General features: G+C 72.0%; 15 protein-coding genes. 9 read left to right on the top strand and 6 right to left on the bottom strand.

Annotated elements, in window-relative coordinates:
- Window positions 1-4: 4 nt before the first annotated feature.
- Complete coding sequence (locus OG718_RS15940) at window positions 5-751, top strand: ABC transporter ATP-binding protein (RefSeq protein ID WP_328844439.1); 747 nt, start codon at window positions 5-7, stop codon at window positions 749-751.
- Window positions 752-976: 225 nt separating this feature from the next.
- Here the strand turns inward: OG718_RS15940 and OG718_RS15935 are convergent, their stop codons facing one another.
- Window positions 977-2,239, bottom strand: coding sequence for an endonuclease/exonuclease/phosphatase family protein (locus tag OG718_RS15935; RefSeq protein WP_328844438.1), 1,263 nt, complete (start codon window positions 2,237-2,239; stop codon window positions 977-979).
- Between the two features lie 372 nt (window positions 2,240-2,611).
- Between OG718_RS15935 and cyc2 the strand changes: the two genes are divergently transcribed.
- Window positions 2,612-4,798 carry a germacradienol/geosmin synthase Cyc2 gene (gene cyc2, locus OG718_RS15930; protein ID WP_328844437.1) on the top strand — a complete coding sequence of 729 codons (2,187 nt, stop codon included), beginning with the start codon at window positions 2,612-2,614 and terminating at the stop codon, window positions 4,796-4,798.
- A 114-nt stretch (window positions 4,799-4,912) separates the two neighbouring features.
- Window positions 4,913-5,587 carry a S1C family serine protease gene (locus OG718_RS15925; RefSeq protein WP_143638576.1) on the top strand — a complete coding sequence of 225 codons (675 nt, stop codon included), beginning with the start codon at window positions 4,913-4,915 and terminating at the stop codon, window positions 5,585-5,587.
- A 12-nt stretch (window positions 5,588-5,599) separates the two neighbouring features.
- On the opposite strand, the gene OG718_RS15920 is transcribed toward OG718_RS15925, so the two are convergent.
- Window positions 5,600-6,352 (bottom strand): phosphodiesterase, encoded by a 753-nt coding sequence (locus tag OG718_RS15920; protein WP_143638578.1) that lies wholly within the window; start codon window positions 6,350-6,352, stop codon window positions 5,600-5,602.
- A 130-nt stretch (window positions 6,353-6,482) separates the two neighbouring features.
- Here OG718_RS15920 and OG718_RS15915 point away from each other — a divergent pair, with 130 nt between their 5' ends.
- The 3 genes from OG718_RS15915 to OG718_RS15905 all read left to right on the top strand — a co-directional run bounded on the left by OG718_RS15915 (window position 6,483) and on the right by OG718_RS15905 (window position 9,315).
- A complete protein-coding gene (locus tag OG718_RS15915; protein ID WP_143638580.1) occupies window positions 6,483-7,106 on the top strand; it encodes a LysE family translocator in 624 nt (207 codons plus the stop codon).
- A gap of 109 nt (window positions 7,107-7,215) precedes the next feature.
- Window positions 7,216-8,340 carry an aminopeptidase P family protein gene (locus tag OG718_RS15910; protein WP_328844435.1) on the top strand — a complete coding sequence of 375 codons (1,125 nt, stop codon included), beginning with the start codon at window positions 7,216-7,218 and terminating at the stop codon, window positions 8,338-8,340.
- A 45-nt stretch (window positions 8,341-8,385) separates the two neighbouring features.
- Entirely contained in the window at window positions 8,386-9,315 is a 930-nt protein-coding gene (locus OG718_RS15905) for an aminoglycoside phosphotransferase family protein (protein ID WP_143638584.1), read from the top strand.
- Window positions 9,316-9,375: 60 nt separating this feature from the next.
- Here the strand turns inward: OG718_RS15905 and treZ are convergent, their stop codons facing one another.
- Window positions 9,376-11,121, bottom strand: a complete 1,746-nt coding sequence (gene treZ, locus OG718_RS15900; RefSeq protein ID WP_328847771.1) for a malto-oligosyltrehalose trehalohydrolase — start codon at window positions 11,119-11,121, stop codon at window positions 9,376-9,378.
- Window positions 11,122-11,301: 180 nt separating this feature from the next.
- On the opposite strand from treZ, the gene OG718_RS15895 reads away from it, so the two are divergent.
- From OG718_RS15895 to OG718_RS15885, 3 genes are all read left to right on the top strand, one after another.
- Window positions 11,302-11,859, top strand: coding sequence for a DUF1707 and FHA domain-containing protein (locus OG718_RS15895; RefSeq protein ID WP_143638586.1), 558 nt, complete (start codon window positions 11,302-11,304; stop codon window positions 11,857-11,859).
- A gap of 212 nt (window positions 11,860-12,071) precedes the next feature.
- Window positions 12,072-13,475 (top strand): M14 family zinc carboxypeptidase, encoded by a 1,404-nt coding sequence (locus OG718_RS15890; protein ID WP_443055074.1) that lies wholly within the window; start codon window positions 12,072-12,074, stop codon window positions 13,473-13,475.
- 42 nt (window positions 13,476-13,517) lie between these two features.
- Window positions 13,518-13,943 (top strand): SSI family serine proteinase inhibitor, encoded by a 426-nt coding sequence (locus tag OG718_RS15885; protein WP_143638588.1) that lies wholly within the window; start codon window positions 13,518-13,520, stop codon window positions 13,941-13,943.
- A gap of 88 nt (window positions 13,944-14,031) precedes the next feature.
- Here the strand turns inward: OG718_RS15885 and OG718_RS15880 are convergent, their stop codons facing one another.
- The 3 genes from OG718_RS15880 to glgX form a co-directional block, all read right to left on the bottom strand.
- Window positions 14,032-15,282, bottom strand: coding sequence for a M14 family zinc carboxypeptidase (locus OG718_RS15880; RefSeq protein WP_143638590.1), 1,251 nt, complete (start codon window positions 15,280-15,282; stop codon window positions 14,032-14,034).
- A gap of 174 nt (window positions 15,283-15,456) precedes the next feature.
- Window positions 15,457-17,868, bottom strand: a complete 2,412-nt coding sequence (gene treY / locus OG718_RS15875) for a malto-oligosyltrehalose synthase (RefSeq protein WP_328844434.1) — start codon at window positions 17,866-17,868, stop codon at window positions 15,457-15,459.
- Between the two features lie 184 nt (window positions 17,869-18,052).
- Window positions 18,053-20,170: a glycogen debranching protein GlgX gene (gene glgX, locus OG718_RS15870; RefSeq protein WP_328844433.1), complete on the bottom strand. Its 2,118-nt coding sequence runs from the start codon at window positions 20,168-20,170 to the stop codon at window positions 18,053-18,055.
- Between the last annotated feature and the right edge of the window lie 55 nt (window positions 20,171-20,225).

Genomic DNA, 20,225 nt, shown 5'->3' with positions numbered 1-20,225 from the left:
CCGCATGCTCCGCCTCGACTCGCTCGGCCAGTGGTACGGCGACCATGCCGTCCTGCACGACATCACGCTCACGGTCCCCGACGGCCAACTCCTCTGCGTCGTCGGGCCGTCCGGGTGCGGCAAGTCGACACTGCTCCGCACCGTCGCGGGGTTGCAGCCCGCGCGGGAGGGAACCGTCAGCGTCGACGGGGAACCCGTCACCGGTGTGCCCGACCGGCTCGCCGTCGTCTTCCAGGACTACGGGCGCTCGCTCTTCCCCTGGCTGTCCGTCCGGGAGAACGTCGCGCTTCCCCTGCGACGGCGGGGTCTTGGGCGGGCCGAACGGCGGGACGAGGCCGAGCGGATGCTGGAACGCGTGGGGCTCCCCGGCGCGGGGCGGCGGCATCCCTGGCAGCTGTCCGGCGGTATGCAGCAACGCGTCGCGATCGCCCGCGCTCTGGTCTGCCGCCCGTCTCTCCTCCTGATGGACGAGCCCTTCGGGTCCCTCGACGCCCAGACGCGCGAGGACCTCGAAGACCTTCTCCTTGAGGTGCATCAGACGGAGGGGCCGACGATTGTGTTCGTCACGCACGACATCGACGAGAGCGTGTACGTGGGGGACCGGGTGGTCGTCCTGTCGGCCGGCCCCGCCTCCCGGATCGTCCTCGACCTCCCCGTCACGCTCCCCGGCAAGCGCGACCAGATCGCGACGCGGGGGCTGCCGGAGTTCGTGGGGTTGCGGGCGGAGGTGGGGAGGGCGGTACGGGGGTGAGGGGGCGGGCTCTTTCCTCGCCCCCGCCGCCCCTACCCGTCCCATCCTTCTGGGGCTCCGCCCCAGGCCCCGTGGAGTGTGTTGTCGGGTGCGGGTTCGTTGTGGCTTGTCGCGCAGTTCCCCGCGCCCCTTTTAGGGGCGCGGGGAACTGCGCACGGGGGTTCGGGGGCCGGCCCCGAGAAGTGACGGGAATGGGTAGGGGCGGCGGGGGCGAAAAGGCCCCCGTCACCCCAGCCGTACGTCCTGCCACACCATCCGGTGGTCCGACGTCGGGACCACCGTGCCGTTGCCGACCAGCCGGTGGAGCGGATCGCCGGACGTGGGCCAGAAGACCCCGTTGCCGGCGGGGATCAGACCGCGGGACGGAATGACATGGTCGACCCGGAGATTGCCGGGCGCGGTGTCACCGAAGTCCGCCGTGTCGTACACGGGGTCACCGACATGCGAGGCGTTGGCACCCCCTTGAAGCCGGGAAGCCTCGACGCCACCACGAGAGGCCGGCGGAACCCCCGGCAGCCGCACAGCCGAGTGGTCCAGCAACTGGCGCACCGCGTTGTCGTAGCTGTCCCCGTCGAAGGGGTCGGCGTTGAGATCACCCGCGATCACGAAACGGGCCCCGGCCCGCAACCCACCCCGTACACCCCGGTCGTCGTACAGGTACGCCCCACGACGCCGCCCGCCGATGTAGTCCGCCCACAGCCGGATCTCGTCGTGGTTGCGCCGCCCGTTGCGGTCCTCGGCCCCGTCGAAGGTGGGCGGAGTCGGATGCGAGACGAGGAAGTGCACGGTGGAGGAGGAACCGTGGCCGAGCCGGACCGGCAGATCCCAGTGGCTCTTGGAGGACAGCCGCAGGATCGCCGTGGCCTCCGCGCTGTAGTAGCCCTCCGGCATGACGTTGCCCGGCATGTCCTTCCACAGGAAGTGCTGGAAGGTGCGGGCCGCCCGGACGTCGATCGGGTACTTGGAGAGGACGGCCATGCCGTACTGGCCGGGGAACCAGCCGTACCCGAAGGCGTCCTGCCCGTACGCGTCGGAACCCGGCGTGGTGACGGCGCCGTTCTTGCCGTCGAGGTCCACCCCGGAGGCGACACCGGTGTTGACGGGCGCGGTGAAGCGGTACGGGAAGCGCACCGGCTTCGCGCCGTTCTGGCCCACGGCCAGGTAGTTGCGGAGGAACAGCCGGACCGCGGTGCCGTCCTCGTCGTAGTCGAACTCGTTGATCAGCAGGACATCGGGGTCGACCCGCTGGATCGTCTCGGCGACGTTGCGGGCCTGCTGGTTGTCAGGCGTGGACAGGTCCGTGACGAGGGCGCCCCGAGTGCCGCGGTTCAGCGAGGCGTTGAAGGTGGCGAAGCGGACGGCACGCCGGGGCGAGCTCGCGCCGGCGGAAGCGCCGAACGCCGTCGTGCCGGCCAGCGCGGCTCCGGTGAGACCGGCGAGCGCGGCACGGCGGGAGAACGACGGGCGGTGCGGTCTGGGGTGGTTCATCGGTACTCCGGGGGAGGGAGGAGAGACGAGGAGGGGCACGTGAACTCCCGTAGTCTGCGCGCGTAGACGCAGGTGGCACAAGGGTCTGCCGGGGACTCACAGACGGCGGTGAAGCGGGGCTTTCGGACGGCCGACGCCCTGGTGTACGCGCGTCGTACGGGTTCACCGCACGTACTCCGGGGCCCGCCCGCACGGCATCACAGCGGGCGTTCCCAGGGCATCGCACCCGGCGCCCGCAGGACGGCACATGGCCGGCCCGCGGAACAGCACACCTTTCCCCGAACCGCTTCCCATCACTCGTCCGTTCACGCGATGGTGCGATCATGTGCGGCCGTACGGATGCCCGTGGGAGGCCGCGGGTAGGGCCGGGCCATGACGCAGCCGTTCGAACTCCCGCACTTCTACATGCCGTACCCCGCGCGGTTGAACCCGCATCTCGACGAGGCGCGCGCCCATTCGAGCGAGTGGGCGCGTGGGATGGGCATGCTGGAGGGCTCCGGTATCTGGGAGCAGGCCGACCTCGACGCGCACGACTACGGCCTGTTGTGCGCGTACACGCATCCGGAGTGCGACGGACCGGCCCTCTCGCTCATCACCGACTGGTACGTGTGGGTCTTCTTCTTCGACGACCACTTCCTGGAGACCTTCAAGCGCAGTCAGGACCGCTCCGGCGGCAAGGACTATCTCGACCGGCTCCCGCTCTTCATGCCGCTCGACCTGTCGACCCCCGTACCGGAGCCGCGGAATCCCGTCGAGGCCGGGCTCGCCGACCTCTGGGCGCGCACGGTTCCCTCGATGTCCCTGGGCTGGCGCAAGCGGTTCGCCGAGTCCACCGAGCATCTGCTCAACGAGTCGATGTGGGAGCTGTCCAACATCAACGAGGGGCGGATCGCCAACCCCGTCGAGTACATCGAGATGCGCCGCAAGGTCGGCGGCGCCCCCTGGTCGGCGGGGCTCGTGGAGTTCGCGACGGCCGAGGTCCCCGAACCCGTCGCCGGCTCGCGGCCGTTGCGCGTGCTCATGGAGACCTTCTCCGACGCCGTGCACCTGCGCAACGACCTCTTCTCCTACCAGCGGGAGGTCGAGGACGAGGGCGAGCTGAGCAATGGCGTGCTCGTCCTGGAGACCTTCTTCGGCTGCACCACCCAGCAGGCGGCCGACACGGTCAACGACGTCCTCACCTCGCGGCTGCACCAGTTCGAGCACACCGCGCTCACCGAAGTGCCCGCGCTGGCCCTGGAGAAGGGCCTCACGCCGGACGAGGTCCGGGCGATCGGCGCGTACGCGCAGGGGCTGCAGGACTGGCAGTCGGGCGGCCACGAGTGGCACCTGCGGTCGAGCCGCTACATGAACGAGGGGGCTCTCGCGGCCTCACCGCTGAGCGGCCTCACCGGTCCAGGCACCTCCGCCGCCGACATCGGGGCACTGCTCGCCGCCGCCGGTGCCGAGCGGCTGCGCGCGTACACCCATGTTCCGTACCAGAAGGTGGGACCCTCCCAACTCCCCGATTTCTACATGCCGTTCCAGGTCCGGCTGAACGCCGATCTGGAGGGGGCACGGCAGCGCATCACGCCGTGGGCCCACAGCATGGGCATCCTGGAGGAGGGCGTCTGGGACGAGGACAAGCTCGACGCCTACGACCTGCCGCTGTGCTCGGCGGGCCTGGATCCCGACGGTACGCCGGAGGCCCTGGACCTCAGCGCGCAGTGGCTCGTGTGGGGGACGTACGGCGACGACTACTACCCGATGGTGTTCGGGCACCGGCGTGACGTGGCCGCGGCGAAGGCGTGCACCGAGCGGCTCTCCGCCTGTATGCCCCTCTCGGGTGAGGAGATCCCGCCCCCGGCCAACGCGATGGAGCGGGCCCTCGCCGATCTGTGGCGGCGGACGACGGTCACGATGTCCCTGGAGGCGCGCCGCACCTTCCGGGCCTCGGTGGACGTGATGACCGAGAGCTGGGTGTGGGAGCTGGTCAACCAGCTCCAGAACCGCATCCCCGACCCCGTCGACTACCTGGAGATGCGTCGCGCCACCTTCGGCTCCGACCTCACCAAGAGCCTGTGCCGCCTGGGCCACGGCCCGGCGGTGCCTCCCGAGGTCTACCGCAGCGGTCCGGTCCGTTCGCTGGAGAACGCCGCGATCGACTACGGGATGCTCATCAACGACGTCTTCTCGTACCAGAAGGAGATCGAGTACGAGGGAGAGGTGCACAACGCGATCCTCGTCGTGCAGAACTTCTTCGGCTGCGACTACCCGACGGCACTCGGCGTCGTCCACGACCTCATGACCCAGCGCATGAAGCAGTTCCAGCATGTCGCCGCCAACGAGTTCCCTCTGCTCTACGAGGACTTCCAGCTCTCCGACGAGGCCCGCGAGATCCTGGAGGGCTATGTGGTCGAGCTGCAGAACTGGATGGCCGGCATCCTGAAGTGGCACTACGACTGCCGCCGATACGGGGCCGCCGACCTGGCCCGCCGCGCCCACGGCTTCGTACCGGGACAGCTCCCGGGCCTGCCGATCGCCGCCAGTCGTCAGAGGGCGTCGATCGGCGCCCTCTGACGGGCCGAGCGTTCTGATGGACAGACCGGTCGATCGGGAACGAATCGCTTCACCCGTTCGAGGATCGTGGCGTGCCGGTGCGGAGGGTAGGGCTCTGGCCGGAGGCGATCATCCATGGAACAGACCGCGTTGCGTCCCAAACCGATGCCGGGCCGGGAGCCGGGTGGCGGCCGCCCGACTCCCGGCCCGGTCCGCCGCCCGCACGCCGCACGACGGCGCGGGCGACGGCTCATGACCCTGCTGTTCAGCCTGTTCGTCGGGGCGGTCCTCGTGCTGTCGGGGATCGGCCTCGGCACCGTGGGCGCCACGGTGATCGGGATGAGCAAGCTCGCCGACCTGCGGAGGGAGGCGGGCGAAGCGGGCGGTGCGCCGGGGGCGTCCGGCCCGGCGCAGGAGTCGGCGGAAGGCCCGGCGGAGGGATCGGTTCAGGGGCCGGGCGGCTCCAAGTCGGCCCCAGGAGACGGGAGTTCCGCCTCGCCGAAGAACCCGTCCCGGGATCCGCGGAGCGAGCAGCACCGAGAGCGGCCCACCCTGGGTGTGGAGGCCGTCGACTCCGCCAAGGGCCCGGGCGCGCTCCTCGTCGGCGTGCACGTCCCCGGACCCGGCTACACCGCGGGTCTCGTACGGGGTGACGTGCTGCTCGTCTTCGGCAGGACCCGTGTCGACTCGGCCGCCGACCTCGCGCGGGCCGTAGCCGCGGCCCGCCCCGGCACCGCGGTCACGCTCACACTGCGGCACGCGAGCGGCGGCTACCAGCAGCTGTCGGTGACCCCCGGCGTCGTCACCTGACGGGATCCGGCGTCACACGGCCACCCTGAAGTGGCTCGTCAACCGGCCCTCGTCGTCCAGCACATGAAAGGCGAATCCGGGAGGCGCCTCCCGGTCCGCCGCACCCTCGCCCTCCCACGGCAGCCGCAGGGTCCAGGTCACTCCGGGCCCGACGACCAGCGGCCGCCCGCCGAACGCCGTGGCCGCGGGCGTGTGGGCGTGCCCGGTGATGATCCCGGCGACCTCGCCCCTGCGCGCTAGCAGCGCGGCCAGCGCCGACGGCCGGCGCAACTGATAGGCGTCCGGCAGCGGATGGTGCAGCGCCACCGGCGGGTGGTGGAAGGCGAGCAGTGCGGGCAGCCCGTCGAGTTCGTCGAGCGTCTCCTCGATCCAGCCGTACGTCTCCTCGTCCAGCTCTCCCTCGTCGCTGCCCGGCACGCTGGAGTCGCACATCAGGACGGCCGCGTCGTCGAAGACCCGCACGCTGTTGATCGGCCCGTCGCCCGCCGGTTCGCCGAGCAGTGCCTTGCGGTAGGGGGCGCGGCTGTCGTGGTTGCCCGGACACGTCAGCACGGGGAAAGGGGCGGCGCGGTCGCGCAGCCCCAGGATGCGCCCGGCCTCCTCGTACTCGGCCTCCGTCCCGTGGTCCGCGATGTCCCCGGTGACCAGCAGGGCGTCCACCTGGCCCGGCAGCTCCCACAGCCGGTCCCGCACCCGCTCGGCGCGCTCCGTCGCCCGCCCGGTCCCGTCGAGATGCAGGTCGCTGATGTGCGCGAGCACGAGCATGGTGGTTTCCGCCTCCCCTGGGTGGACCTTAATGGCTTGAGCATATCCAAGCATTAGAACTAATGGTTGGGCAATCGGGGATCGTTAAATGTCTTGGCCATGCCCCCTCCGCCGGGCCACGATGGGCCCCATGCTGAGCACCCTTCTCGCCTTCCTCGGCGCCTGCACCCTGATCGCGGCCTCGCCCGGACCGAGCACGGTGCTGATCATCAGGCAGTCCCTGCAGAGCAGGCGCTCCGGATTCCTGACGGTGCTGGGCAACGAGACCGGCGTCTTCGTGTGGGGAGTCGTCGCCGCGTTCGGCCTCACCGCGCTGCTCGCCGCCTCCGAGATGGCGTACGACGTGATGCGCGTCGTGGGCGCCGTCGTGCTCGTCGTCTTCGGCGTGCAGATGCTGTGGCAGGCGCGGCGTGCCAAGGGCGCGGCGGACGACGGTCCGGGCCAGGACGGCGGGAAGAGCGGCTGGACCTCCTACCGGACCGGCCTGCTGATCAACCTCGCCAACCCCAAGGCGGCGATCTTCGCGATGTCCTTCCTCCCTCAGTTCGTGCCGGAGGGCGCCCCGCACCTGCCCACCATGGTCGGGCTCGCCGCCCTCTGGGCGGTCTACGAGATCGGCTACTACAGCCTGTACGTCTGGTTCGTCGGCCGGATGAAGACCGTGCTGTCCCGGGCCGGCGTACGGCGCAGGCTGGAGCAGGTCTCCGGAGGAGTGCTGCTGCTCCTCGGCGCCCGCCTCGCCCTGGAGAGCTGATGCCGTCACCGGAAGACGCAGTCGCGAAAGTCGTGGTGACCGGCTCGCGCCGCCCCCGCTGTCCGGGCAGGATGCTGCCCGTAGCCCCTTTTGACCCACGGAGGCCCGGATGACCGGCACGCCCGCGCCCTTCACCGCCGACGACTACCAGGCACGGATGGAGCGCGCCGCGCGGGCCGCCGCCGACGCGGGGCTCGCCGGGGTGCTGGTCGCGCCCGGACCCGACCTCGTATGGCTCACCGGCTACGCGCCGCCCGCGGCCACCGAGCGGCTCACCCTGCTCGTGCTCGCCGCCGGACAGGACCCCGTACTCGTCGTGCCCACCCTGGAGGCCCCGGACGCCGAGAAGGCGGCGGGCGCGCCCGCGCTGACGCTGCGCGACTGGACCGACGGCAAGGACCCGTACGCGACGACGGCCCCGCTCCTCGACGCCGCGGGCCGCTTCGGGGTCAGCGACAACGCCTGGGCGCTGCATCTGCTGGGCCTCCAGACGGCGCTGCCCGGCACCTCGTACGTCTCGCTCACCGAGGGACTGCCGATGCTCCGGGCCGTCAAGGACACGGCGGAACTGGAGCGTCTGGCGGCGGCGGGAGCGGCCGCGGACACGACGTACGAGGAGATCCTCAAGGTCTCCTTCGGCGGTCGCCGTGAGTCGGAGGTCGCCCGTGATCTCGCGGACCTGCTGCGGCGGTTCGGGCACTCACAGGTGGACTTCACGGTCGTCGGCTCGGGACCGAACGGCGCCAACCCGCACCACGAGGCGGGCGAACGCGTCATCGAGAACGGCGACATGGTCGTCCTCGACTTCGGGGGACTGAAGCACGGCTACGGCTCCGACACCTCACGCACCGTGCACGTCGGCGAGCCGAGCGCCGAGGAGCGGCGGGTCCACGACGTCGTCCGCGAGGCCCAGGAAGCGGCGTTCCGGGCCGTGCGGCCGGGCATCGCCTGCCAGGACGTCGACCGGGTGGCCCGCGCGCACATCACCGAGGCCGGGTACGGCGACCGCTTCATCCATCGCACCGGACACGGCATCGGCGTCACCACCCATGAACCGCCCTACATGATCGAGGGCGAGGAACAGCGGCTCGTGCCCGGGATGTGCTTCTCCGTGGAGCCCGGAATCTATCTGCCGGGCCGTTTCGGAGTACGTATAGAGGACATCGTGACGGTCACCGAGGACGGCGGACGCCGCCTCAACAACACCTCCCGGGAGTTGGCCGTCGTGCACTGACCACCCCCAGGAGACCCCGGACCCCGAACGGCAGACGGCGCGACCATGACCCAGGCAGCGACACCCACCGCGGACACCGTGAGACGGCTCGTCCGCTCCCTGCTCCCGGACGGCGACGGGCCCGAGATCCGGCCCGTCGCCGAGGGCGGCGAGCACTCCACCTGGTTCGTGGGCGCACGCCATGTGCTGCGGCTCGCCCCGGACCGCGAGGCCTCCCAGCGCCAGCGACGCGAACTGCGGCTGCGCGACCTGGTGCGCCCCCACATCGGGGTCTCCGTGCCGGTGAGCATCGCGCACGGCGAGTGGGCGAGCGGTCTGACGTACACGCTCGACACGCTGATCCCCGGCGGCTCCGGCGAGCGGCAGGACGTGTCCGCCGTGGGCGAGGCCGACCTGGCGGGACTGCTCACGGGGCTGCGCGAGGTGCCGGTGCGCCAGGCCGAGGCGTTCGGCGTGCCCAGGGCAGCGCCCCGGTCCCTCGAAGTGCTCCGGACCGCCGCCGAACGCGCCGCCGAACAACTCGCCGCGGCCGACGAGTTCGACCCCGCCCGGCTCCAGCAGCTCACCGCGGCCGCGGCCGGTCAGCTCGCCGTGCAGCCCGGCGCCGCCTTCCTCGTCCACCACGACCTCAAGGGCGAGCACCTCGTGGTCAGCGCCGACGGACGCGTACGCGGCGTCCTCGACTGGACCGACGCGGTGGTCGGCGACCCGGCCGAGGACATCGCGGGCCTCGCCCTCGCCGTCGGCGCCCCCGCCGCCGTCCGCGCGGCCACCCTCGCCGGTTACGGCGCCCGCCCCTGTCTGCGCGGCCTGTGGCTCGCCCGCTGCGACACCCTGACCCGCCTCGCCGACCGCCTCCGGAACCGTGACAACAGCCCTTTGCCGCTCCTCCGCTCCCAACTGCGGCGCTCCTGGGAGGCGATCCTGCTGGAGCGGGTCACGGAACTGCGGGACGAGACGGACGAGACGCTCTAGGGGGAGTTCGAAAGCGGGGGCCGGGGGCGGCGCGCGTAAACGCTTGCGCAAGCGTTTACGTCACCCCTGCAGAAGCACCACGCACGACTCGCCCGGCAGGCTCAGTACCCCGTCCGCCCCCGGAACCTCCACCGGCTCCCACGCCGCCAGTACGCGGGCCGGCCGACTGCCGAGGGGGATCGCCGCGGGGTCCTTGCCGAGGTTCACGGCCACCCGGACGTCACCGCGGCGGAAGGCGAGCCAGCGGGTGCGCTCGTCGAAGGCGACCTTGACGTCCGCGAGGTCGGGGTCGGTGAGGTCCGGCTGGGTGTGCCGCAGGGCGATGAGTTCGCGGTACCAGTCGAGCACGCGCGCGTGGAGCCCGTTCTCCGGTTCGGACCAGTCCAGGCAGGAGCGGTCACGGGTGGCGGGGTCCTGCGGGTCGGGGACGTCCTCCTCGGCCCACCCGTGCGCCGCGAACTCCCGGCGCCTGCCCCGGCGTACGGCCTCCGCGAGCTCGGGATCCGTGTGGTCCGTGAAGAACTGCCAGGGCGTGCCCGCCGCCCACTCCTCGCCCATGAACAGCATCGGCGTGAACGGCCCGGTCAGCGTCAGCGCGGCCGCGCAGGCCAGCAGGCCGGGGGATAGGGAGGCCGAGAGCCGGTCGCCCTGTGCGCGGTTGCCGATCTGGTCGTGGGTCTGCGTGTACCCCAGGAGGCGGTGTGCGGAGACCTTCGTGAGGTCCAGCGGGCGGCCGTGACGGCGACCGCGGAAACTCGAGTACGTGCCGTCGTGGAAGAAGCCCGTGGTCAGCGTCTTCGCGACCGAGGCGAGCGGGGAACGGCCGAAGTCCGCGTAGTAGCCCTGCGCCTCACCGGTCAGCGCGGTGTGCAGCGCGTGGTGGAAGTCGTCGTTCCACTGCGCGTGCAGCCCGAGCCCGTTCTCCTTGCGGGGCGTGATGATCCGCGGGTCCGCCAGGTCCGACTCGGCGACGAGGAACAACGGCCGGCCCTGCTCCTCGGCGAACTCGTCGACGGCGGCCGACAGCTCCTCCAGGAAGTGACACGCGCGCGTGTCGTGCAGCGCGTGCACGGCGTCCAGCCGCAGCCCGTCGAACCGGTAGTCGCGCAGCCACGCCAGCGCGCTGCCGAGCAGGAACGCACGCACCTCGTCCGAACCGGGCGCGTCCAGGTTCACGGCGGCGCCCCAGGGCGTGTGGTGCGTCTCCGTGAAGTACGGCCCGAAGGCGGGCAGGTAGTTGCCGGACGGCCCCAGATGGTTGTGCACGACGTCCAGGACCACACCGAGCCCCAGCTCGTGCGCCCGGTCGACAAAGCGCTTCAGCGCCTCGGGGCCGCCGTACGGCTCGTGCACGGCCCACAGCGACACCCCTTCGTACCCCCAGCCGTGCCGCCCGGGGAACGGGCACAGCGGCATCAACTCGACGTGCGTCACGCCCAGTTCCACCAGATGCCCGAGCCGCTCGGCGGCCGCGTCCAGCGTTCCCTCGCGCGTGTACGTGCCCACGTGCAGCTCGTACAGGACGGCGCCCGGCAGCCCGCGCCCCGCCCATTCCGCACGCCACGCGTACCGCTCGTGGTCGACGACCGCGCTCAGCCCGTCGGGCCCGTCCGGCTGCCTGCGCGAGCGCGGATCGGGCAGTGCGGGGCCGTCGTCGACCGCGAACCCGTACCGCGTACCGTCCTGCGCCTCGGCCTCCCCCGTCCACCACCCCACGCGCTCCGGATCGGGCTCCAGCGCGCGCGTGGTGTCCGCGCAGTGGAGCGTCATGCGGTCGGCCTGTGGTGCCCACACCTCGAACTGCACGGACGGTTCTCCCTCGCTGCTCACCGTGACGTCGCCGGTCCCATGGTGCGTCAAACGAGATCAATTCACCTTCGAATCCTCCGGATCGAACGACTTGAAAGGACCGGATCCGACGTAGGTGCTCCTCTGAAGTGCTGCGTTTTCTGGACACTCCGGCCGTGCTGCCAGACAATCGGCTCCGTGACGTCGTCCTCCGAGTTCCACACCTATCCCGCTCCCGCGCGGTTGTCGGACGCCGAGCGCGACCGGGCGCTGAGGGTGCTGCGGGAGGGCGTCGCCCTGGGAAGGCTCTCGCACGACACGTTCGTACTGCGGATGGAACTCGCGTTCGCCGCCCGCACGTTGGACGAACTCGCCGCGCTCACCGCCGACCTGCAGACGGAGAGCCGTTGGTCGCGGGTGCTGTTCGGCGCGGTCGAGGCGGTCTCCGGCTTCACCGTGCGGCTGCGCAGGGCGTGGCAGGCGGAGCGGCTGCCCAAGCTGCTGCTGCCGCGGCCGGACAACCGGTACCCGCTGCGCATCGGGCGCGACCCGGCCAGCGGCCTTCGGCTCAGCCACGAGACGGTGTCCCGTGTGCACGCCGAACTCACCCGCCAGGGCGGTATGTGGGTGCTGCGGGATCTGGGCTCGACCAACGGTACGTCCGTGAACGGGCGGCGTGTGATCGGTGCCGCCGTTGTCCAGGTCGGTGACCAGGTCAGCTTCGGGCGGATGGCGTTCCGGCTCGCTGCGGACTGACGCTTCGCTGTGCGGGAGGGTGGTCCTGCAGCTGCTCGTTCGTCGGCTGCGGGTTTGCTGTGGCCGGTCGCGCAGTTCCCCGCGCCCCTATCGGAGTGCGGAGCCGATGTCTCCACCCGGGCCGTCCCGGCAGATGTGAACGTTTCGGCCGTGTCGTGGTGTTGACGTACCTCCGTAGTCGTGACTCACTGTGCGTACGCCATGCACAACAAGTGATCCGATGGCTCTTCACAGCGGAGGTCAAGACGCTGCCGCCACTCCTCCGCTATCTGTCCGTCGACGAGCTTGGCGTGCGGGCGGCCGCGCTCGTCGACCGCCGCCCACGGGACGCCCGGCTGCGCCAAGTGGGCACGTCACGGACCGGACTGCCCCTGTTGCTGCTGTCCGTCGGACACGGCAGCCGCCAGGCCCTGATCGTCGCGGGACCCCACGCCAACGAGCCGGTGGGCGGCGCCACCGCCCTGCGACTGGCCGAACGGGCCCTCGCCGACCCCCGGTTGTGCGACGGCGCCGACGTGACCTGGAACCTGCTGCTGTGCCTCGACCCCGACGGTGCCCGCCGCAACGAGGGCTGGCTGTCGGGCCCGTACACCCTCGGCCACTACTTCCGGCACTTCTTCCGCCCCGGTTTCCTCGAACAGCCCGAGTGGCTGCCCGACGGCGCGGCGGCGGCCGCCCTCCCGGAGACCCGCGCCCTGCTCGCCCTCCAGGACGAACTGCGGCCCTTCTTCCAGTGCTCCCTGCACGGCGTCGACGTGGGCGGCGGCTTCGTCGAGCTGACCCGCGACCTGCCCGGACTCGCGCCGCGCCTCGCCCACATCGCGGGGCGCCTGGGCATCCCGCTGGAACTCGGGTCGTACGACACGCTGTACTGGCCGACTCTCGGGCCCGCCGTCTACCGGATCCCGCCCCCGCGGCGGGGCGACCTGGCCGCGGCCATCACGGAGGCGGCGGTCGAGTCCACCTGGTTCCACCCGCACCCGTACGGCACGGTGACCGCCGTCGTCGAGGCGCCCATGTGGGGCGTGGCGGCCGTGGGGGACGCCTCGACGCCCGCGGACGCCGACGGGGCCCTGCGGGCCGTCAGCCGCACGCTGCGGCGCGACACGGCCCTTCTGGAGGCCCTGCTGGCCCGTATCCGCCCCTCCCTGGACACGGCTCCGGACGCGGACCGTCTCCTCGCGCCGGTCGACGACTATTTACTGGTCTGCCCCGGCCTCGCCGACTCCTGGGACCCCGACACCGGTCCGGACACCGACGCGGACGGCGGCGCGCGCCCGCTGCCTCCGCTCGACACGGCCCGGCTGACCGCGCTGCGCATCTCCGGGCGGCGGATAGCGCTGCGCACGGCGGGGCTGCTGCGCCAGCTGGTTACCGCTGCCGGGCACGATCCGTCCGGCGCGACGGCGGACCTCGACCGGCTCATCGACGAGTGGTGCGCGGACTACCACGACGGCCACGGGGCACGCTGGATCCCGGTGGCGCGGCAGGTCGAGTACCACGCGCGTGTGGTGCTCGCCGCGTTCGACCTGGCGCGGCACCAGGCACCCGTCCCGCCTCCCGGCGCGAGTCCGCTCGGCACGCCTCCGAGGAGGGCCGAAGTGCCGTTCGAGTGAGTCGGGGTGGGCCTCGGGGCCTTGTGTGCCGATGCACAGGCAATGACGAACACTCACAAAGCGACGGCGGCGGTACGGGCCTGTCTGCTGACCGCCTGTGCCCTCCTCGTGGCGGGTTCCGGGCCGGCCCGGGCGGCGGCGCCCCCGGAGTCGCTCGCGGGCAACTGGCTCTACGTCACCGTCACCCGCGGCGACGCCCGCTCCAGCGACACGCGCGGCACGCTGCTGCTGTGCGACCCGCCCCAGGGCCACGCGCACGCGGTACGGGCCTGCGAGGAACTCCGCGCCGCGGGCGGCGACATCGGCCGCATCCCGCCCAAGGAGGTCTACTGCCCGATGATCTACGCGCCGGTGACGACCTCCGCGCGCGGAGAGTGGGGCGGCCGCGCGGTCACGTACAAGGAGACGCACTCCAACTCCTGTGTGATGGCGGCGCGGACGGGATCGGTGTTCGCCCTCTCGGACTGAGCCGTTCGCAGTGAACCGCCGGGCACGCGCGTGAGCCGACCGCCGGGCACGCGCGTGTGGCGCAGAAAATGGCCTCCACGCGCGCGCCTCACGCCGCCCGGTCCCGGGCGTGCCGTGCGGCTGCCACCACCGTGCGGCTCTGGTGCTCGACCTGATGCTCCAGCGGCACCCAGCGCGCCCGGAAGCGCTCGGCGAACGCCTCGCTCCAGGACGCGACCAGACGCTCCAGAGAGGGCGCGGAGCGGTCGTCGGCCTCCTGGAGGACCCGTAGGAGCATCGCCGCGGCCCGCAGCGGGAGCCGTCGGCCGAACGCGTCCACGCTGCCCACGTACGCCATCGTCGTGCCCGCGGGCGGCGTCTGCGCCCAGTCGCCCGCCAGCCCCGGCACCAGCTCCAGCGCCCACTTGGCGGCGCGCAGCAGCGGACCGTCCGGCCCGGGAAGACGTGGCAGCACTTCGGCGAGGACACTCTCGACCTGGATCGCGTCCTGGAGGAGGCGACGGGCCAGACGCCGCATCGCCGCCGCCGGGGCGGGATGCGGCGCGGGATCGTCGACCAGGTCGCTCGCCCACATCGGCACCTCGACGACCGCGGTCAGACCGCCGTACCGGTGGGCGTGGTACCAGGTGCTGTGCCGGGCGTCGTCCGGCATGCTCGGGTACGCCGGGTCCGAGTCCGGGTCGGGCATCACATGCACACCCGGCCCGGAGGCGGGCCAGCCGGCGGCGTCCGAGGCGCCCGTCTCCACCGGGATGTTCAGCTCAGCGGCGGACTTGGCGAACGGTTCGGCGAGACCCGGGACGTCCTTGGTCAACTGCACCCAGCTGCCGCCCAGATCCGTTCCGTGGAGGGTCACCTGGAGGTAGGGGCGCAGTTCGTCGATGACCCGGGTCAGGGCCCGCGTCTCGGGCGGCAGACGGTCGGGCGGCAGCACGGACGGCGACCACTCGGGCTGCTCGGGGCCCGCCGGGCGGAAGAAGCCGAGGTGGTAGTCGAGCAGGGTGCGCGGCGCCGGTGTCACATGGAGGCTGGCGCCGTCCGGGTCCGCGCAGAGCAGGAAGTGCCAGGAGGTGTCGGCCCGCAACTCCCGCTCGCGCAGCACCCGTTCGGCCAGCGACAGGAGGGTGGAGCCGCCCGTGGGCTCGTTGGCGTGGGCGCCCGCGACGACCAGTACCGAGCGCGTGGCGTGGCCCACGGAGAGCAGGTGCAGGGGCCGGCCGGCGCGCGAGGAGCCGACCTGTCTGAGCGAACACAGGCCCGGCCGGTGGGCCGCCAACGCCCGGGCCGAGGAGACGATTTCGGTCACACTGGGGTAGCGCAGCTCCGGCAGGAGACTCACCCCCGACTAGGTCCGCCCGGCGTCGCAATCCGCAGTACTCCACGGACCGGAGGAACTGTCAAGGACGTGAAGGGGCGCCACCGGGGAGCGCCCAGCAGCATTTACCGGTAGCCGGGGGGGCAATTCACCCCCGGACGGCGGGCGCGGCCCACGCCCTCCGCCGGGCGCCGCCGGTCAGCCGCTCGCCCCGGAGCCGGCGCCGGAGTCGTCGACCCGCTCCAGCAGCACCACGGGCAACGGTCCGAAAAGCTCCTCCACGCGCGCGTGCCCGGTGAACTCCCGTCCCGGAGCGAGCGGATCGGCCCACCGCCCCGCGGGCAACGGCAGCACCGTGTCGCGCCAGCCGCCCGCCTCCTCCAGGCGCAGCGACAGCCGGGTGACGGCCGTGACCACCTCTCCGGAGCGCACGAACGCCACACAGTGCCCGGCGCCCGGCCCCTCCGCGAGAAGCGGGGTGTACGTCGCCGACTCGCCGAACACCGCGGGCCGCCGCCCGCGCAGCCGCAGCGCGGCCCCGGTGAGAGCGGCCTTCTCGGCGGACAGGCCGTCCGGGTCGACCGGCGGGAAGTCCGCGGGCCGCCGGTTGTCCGGGTCCACGAGCGCCCGGTACTCGACCTCCGTGCCCTGATAGAGGTCCGGCACGCCCGGCATCGTCAGATGGACCAGCGCGGCCCCCAGGACGTTCGCGCGCACATGCGGCTCGACGGAGCTCCTGAACCGGGCCACCAGCTGCCCGGGCGTCCCGCACGGCCCAGCCTTGAGGAACTCGGCCACGGCGGCCTCGTACGCGGGATCCTGCTCGGTCCACGAGGTGCTCAGGCCCGCCTCCCGGACGTGCTTCAGCAGCGCGTCCTGGAGCCGCTCCCCGGTTGCGGGACCGAGCCCGACCGCTGTCTGCCACGCGGCCCAGGCCACCTGCGGATCCGGCGCGCCGACCCCTTCGGCCGCCGTCCACCCGGTCACCTCGGCCAGCAGGTCGGCCCAGCGCGACGGCACCTGCGTGAGCACCGAGATCGCCGCCCGTACGTCGGCGCTGCGCTTGGTGTCGTGCGTGGACAGGACGGTTCCGGTGGCGGGCCAGTCGCGCTGCACGCGCGCGCAGTACGCGTGGAAGTCCTCCGGGGACACGGCCGGGGACCCCGGTTCGCCGCCCACCTCGGTCGCCGACAGCAGCGGAACGTACCGGTAGAACGCGGTGTCCTCCACGGACTTGGCCCGCAGCGCCGACGCGGTCTGCGCGAACCGCGCCCGGAACGCCTCGTACTCGGGTCCCTCGCCGGCCCGGCCGAGCACCAGGTCCCGTACGAGATCGACCGCGTCGGCCTCCTCGGGCACCTTGAAGGCCAGGCGTGCCTCGGCGGCGGCCTCCTCGGTGACGACCGCCGCGGCGTCCCCGGAGGTGTAGGGCCGGTAGACCTCCATGCGGACGAGGAGCTCCCGCAGCGCGGTGCGCAGGGCCCAGGGGGCGCGGTCGCGCAGCGCGGCGACGGGCGAGGTGCGGCACAGGCGGTCGGCCTCGCGTGTGAGCCGGCCGACCTCGGCGGCCAGCTCGTGATGGACCACCTTGTACGCGGCCCGCCGCACGGTCGCCTCCCAGACGCCCCCACGGTCGGCCTGGGGGGCCGCGAAACGCCGGTACTGGCCGAGGAGTTCCCCCGCGCCCGCCGGGTCCGTGAAGAGGCCGTCCACGTGCCGCAGCGCGTCGTATCCGGTGGTGCCCGCGACCGGCCAGGCGGCGGGCAGCGGCTCGCCGTCCGCGAGGATCTTCTCGACGACCGTCCAGCGCCCGCCCGTCGCCTCGTTCAGACGGCGGAGGTACGCGTCGGGGTCGGCGAGGCCGTCCGGGTGGTCGATCCGCAGCCCGTCGACCACGCCCTCGTCCAGCAGCTGAAGGATCTTCCCGTGTGTGGCCGCGAACACCTCCGGGTCCTCCACGCGCACCCCGATGAGCTCCGAGATGCTGAAGAACCGCCGGTAGTTGAGCTCGGTGCGGGCCAGTCGCCACCACCCCAGCCTGTACCACTGCGCGTCCAGCAGCCGGGGCAGCGGCAGCTTCTCCGTGCCGGCCCGCAGCGGGAACACGTGGTCGTAGTAGCGCAGGACGTCCCCGTCGACCTCCAGGGCGCCGCTCTCCGCGCCGAGCGGCTGTCCCAGTACCGGCAGCAGCATCCGCCCCTCGTGGGCCCGCCAGTCGATGTCGAACCAGCGCGCGTACGGCGAGTCGGGGCCCTCGCGCAGCACCTCCCACAGGGGGCGGTTGTGGCGCGGGGCCATCGCCATGTGGTTCGGCACGATGTCCACCACGAGCCCCAGACCGTGCTCCCGCGCGGTGCGCGACAGGGACCGCAGCCCCGTCTCGCCGCCGAGTTCGTCGCGCACGCACGCGTGGTCCACGACGTCGTAGCCGTGCTCCGAACCCGGAACCGACTCCAGGACCGGCGACAGATGCAGATGCGAGACGCCGAGCGAGGCCAGATACGGGACGGCCGCCTCGGCCTCCCCGAAGGGGAACTCCGGTTGCAGCTGGAGCCGGTAGGTGGCGGTCGGCGCGGCGGGGGGCACCGGGTCGGGACGCTCAGGTGTCATGGGAACCTACGTACCCGCCCGGGGGCGGTTTGTGCCATCGACACGCCTGCGCTCCGCGGGGTGCGCCGTTTGAAGGTGCGGGTTCGTTGTGGCTGGGCGCGCAGTTCCCCGCGCCCCTGAAGGGCGGCGGTGGTCGGCTCGCGCGCTGCACGCGCGAGCCGACCACCGCCGCCAGCCGATCCGACTAAGCGGGCCGCTGCAGCACCATCATGCTTCGGTCCACCAGGGACAGGCGGTCGCCCGCCTGGACCTTCGCACCCGTGCCCCGTTCCAGGCCGGACGGCAGCGCCGTGTCGACGACGACCTGCCACTGGCGTCCGTGGTTGACCGGCACCACGAACTCCAGGGTCTTCGGAGAGGCGTTGAACATCAGCAGGAACGAGTCGTCGCCGATGCGCTCACCGCGCGGCCCCGGTTCCGAGATCGCGTTGCCGTTGAGGAACACGGACAGGGCACGCGCCTGCGTGGAGTTCCAGTCGCGCTGGGTCATCTCCTCGCCCCCGGGGGTGAACCACGCGATGTCCGACAGCTCGTCGTGGGTGCCCTCCACGGGCCGGCCGTGGAAGAAGCGGCGCCGCCGGAACACCGGATGGTCGCGGCGCAGCCACACCATCGCGCGCGTGAACTCCAGCAGCTCGGCGTCGCCCTCGGCGTCCTCGGGCCACGGCACCCAGGACAGCTCGTTGTCCTGGCAGTACGCGTTGTTGTTGCCGCTCTGCGTGCGCCCGAACTCGTCGCCGTGGCTCAGCATCGGCACGCCCTGGGAGAGCATCAGTGTCGCGGTGAAGTTCCGCATCTGACGGGCTCGAAGGGCCAGGACCTCCGGGTCGTCGGTGTCGCCCTCGGCCCCGCAGTTCCACGACCGGTTGTGGCTCTCGCCGTCGCGGTTGTCCTCGCCGTTCGCGTCGTTGCGCTTCTCGTTGTACGACACCAGGTCGTGCAGCGTGAACCCGTCGTGGCAGGTGACGAAGTTGATGGACGCCAGCGGGCGCCGCCCGTCGTCCTGGTAGAGGTCCGAGGAGCCCGTCAGCCGGGACGCGAACTCGGCGAGCGTCTGGGGCTCGCCCCGCCACATGTCCCGTACGGTGTCGCGGTACTTTCCGTTCCACTCGGTCCACAGGGGCGGGAAGTTGCCCACCTGGTAGCCGCCCTCGCCGACGTCCCAGGGCTCGGCGATCAGCTTCACCTGGGAGACGACGGGGTCCTGCTGCACGAGGTCGAAGAACGACGACAGCCGGTCCACCTCGTGGAACTGCCGGGCCAGGGTCGCCGCCAGGTCGAAGCGGAACCCGTCGACGTGCATCTCGGTGACCCAGTAGCGCAGCGAGTCCATGATCAGCTGGAGCACGTGCGGGGAGCGCATGAGCAGCGAGTTGCCCGTCCCCGTGGTGTCCATGTAGTAGCGGGGATCGTCGGTGAGCCGGTAGTACGAGGCGTTGTCGAGGCCCTTGAAGGACAGCGTCGGTCCCAGGTGGTTGCCCTCAGCGGTGTGGTTGTAGACCACGTCGAGAATGACCTCGATACCGGCCTCGTGGAGTGCCCGTACCGCCGACTTGAACTCCAGGACCTGCTGTCCGCGGTCGCCCCAGGAGGCGTACGCGTTGTGCGGGGCGAAGAAACCGATGGTGTTGTAGCCCCAGTAGTTGTTGAGGCCCATGTCGACCAGACGGTGGTCGTTCACGAACTGGTGAACGGGCATCAGTTCCAGTGCCGTGACGCCCAGTTCGGTCAGGTGTTCGATGACGGCAGGGTGGGCGAGGGCCGCGTACGTGCCGCGCAGCTCGTCCGGCAGCCCCGGGTGCCGCATCGTCAGGCCCTTCACATGGGCCTCGTACAGGAGCGTGTGGTGGTACTCGGTGCGCGGGCGCCGGTCGTCGCCCCAGTCGAAGTACGGGTTGACCACCACGGAACTCATCGTGTGGGGCGCCGAGTCCAGGTCGTTGCGCTTGCCGGGCGACCCGAAGTGGTAGCCGTACACCTCCTCGCCCCATTCGATGCCGCCGCTTATGGCCTTCGCGTAGGGGTCCAGCAGCAGCTTCGCGGAGTTGCAGCGCTGCCCCCGCTCGGGCGCGTACGGACCGTGCACACGGAAGCCGTACCGCTGGCCCGGCATGATGCCGGGCAGGTACGCGTGCCGTACGAACGCGTCGGTCTCGCGCAGCTCTATCGCCGTCTCCGAGCCGTCGTCGTGCAGCAGACACAGCTCGATCCGGTCGGCGGCCTCCGAGAAGACCGCGAAGTTGGTGCCGGCGCCGTCGTACGTGGCACCGAGTGGGTACGCCTGTCCAGGCCAGACCTGCATGGATGCAACTCTTCCAGTTGTTCGACGCCGCCGGGGGCGACTCCCGCCCGAGTCT

This window comes from Streptomyces sp. NBC_00258, assembly GCF_036182465.1.
Classification (GTDB): Bacteria; Actinomycetota; Actinomycetes; order Streptomycetales; family Streptomycetaceae; genus Streptomyces.
This window is presented reverse-complemented; position numbering and strand designations above follow the sequence as displayed.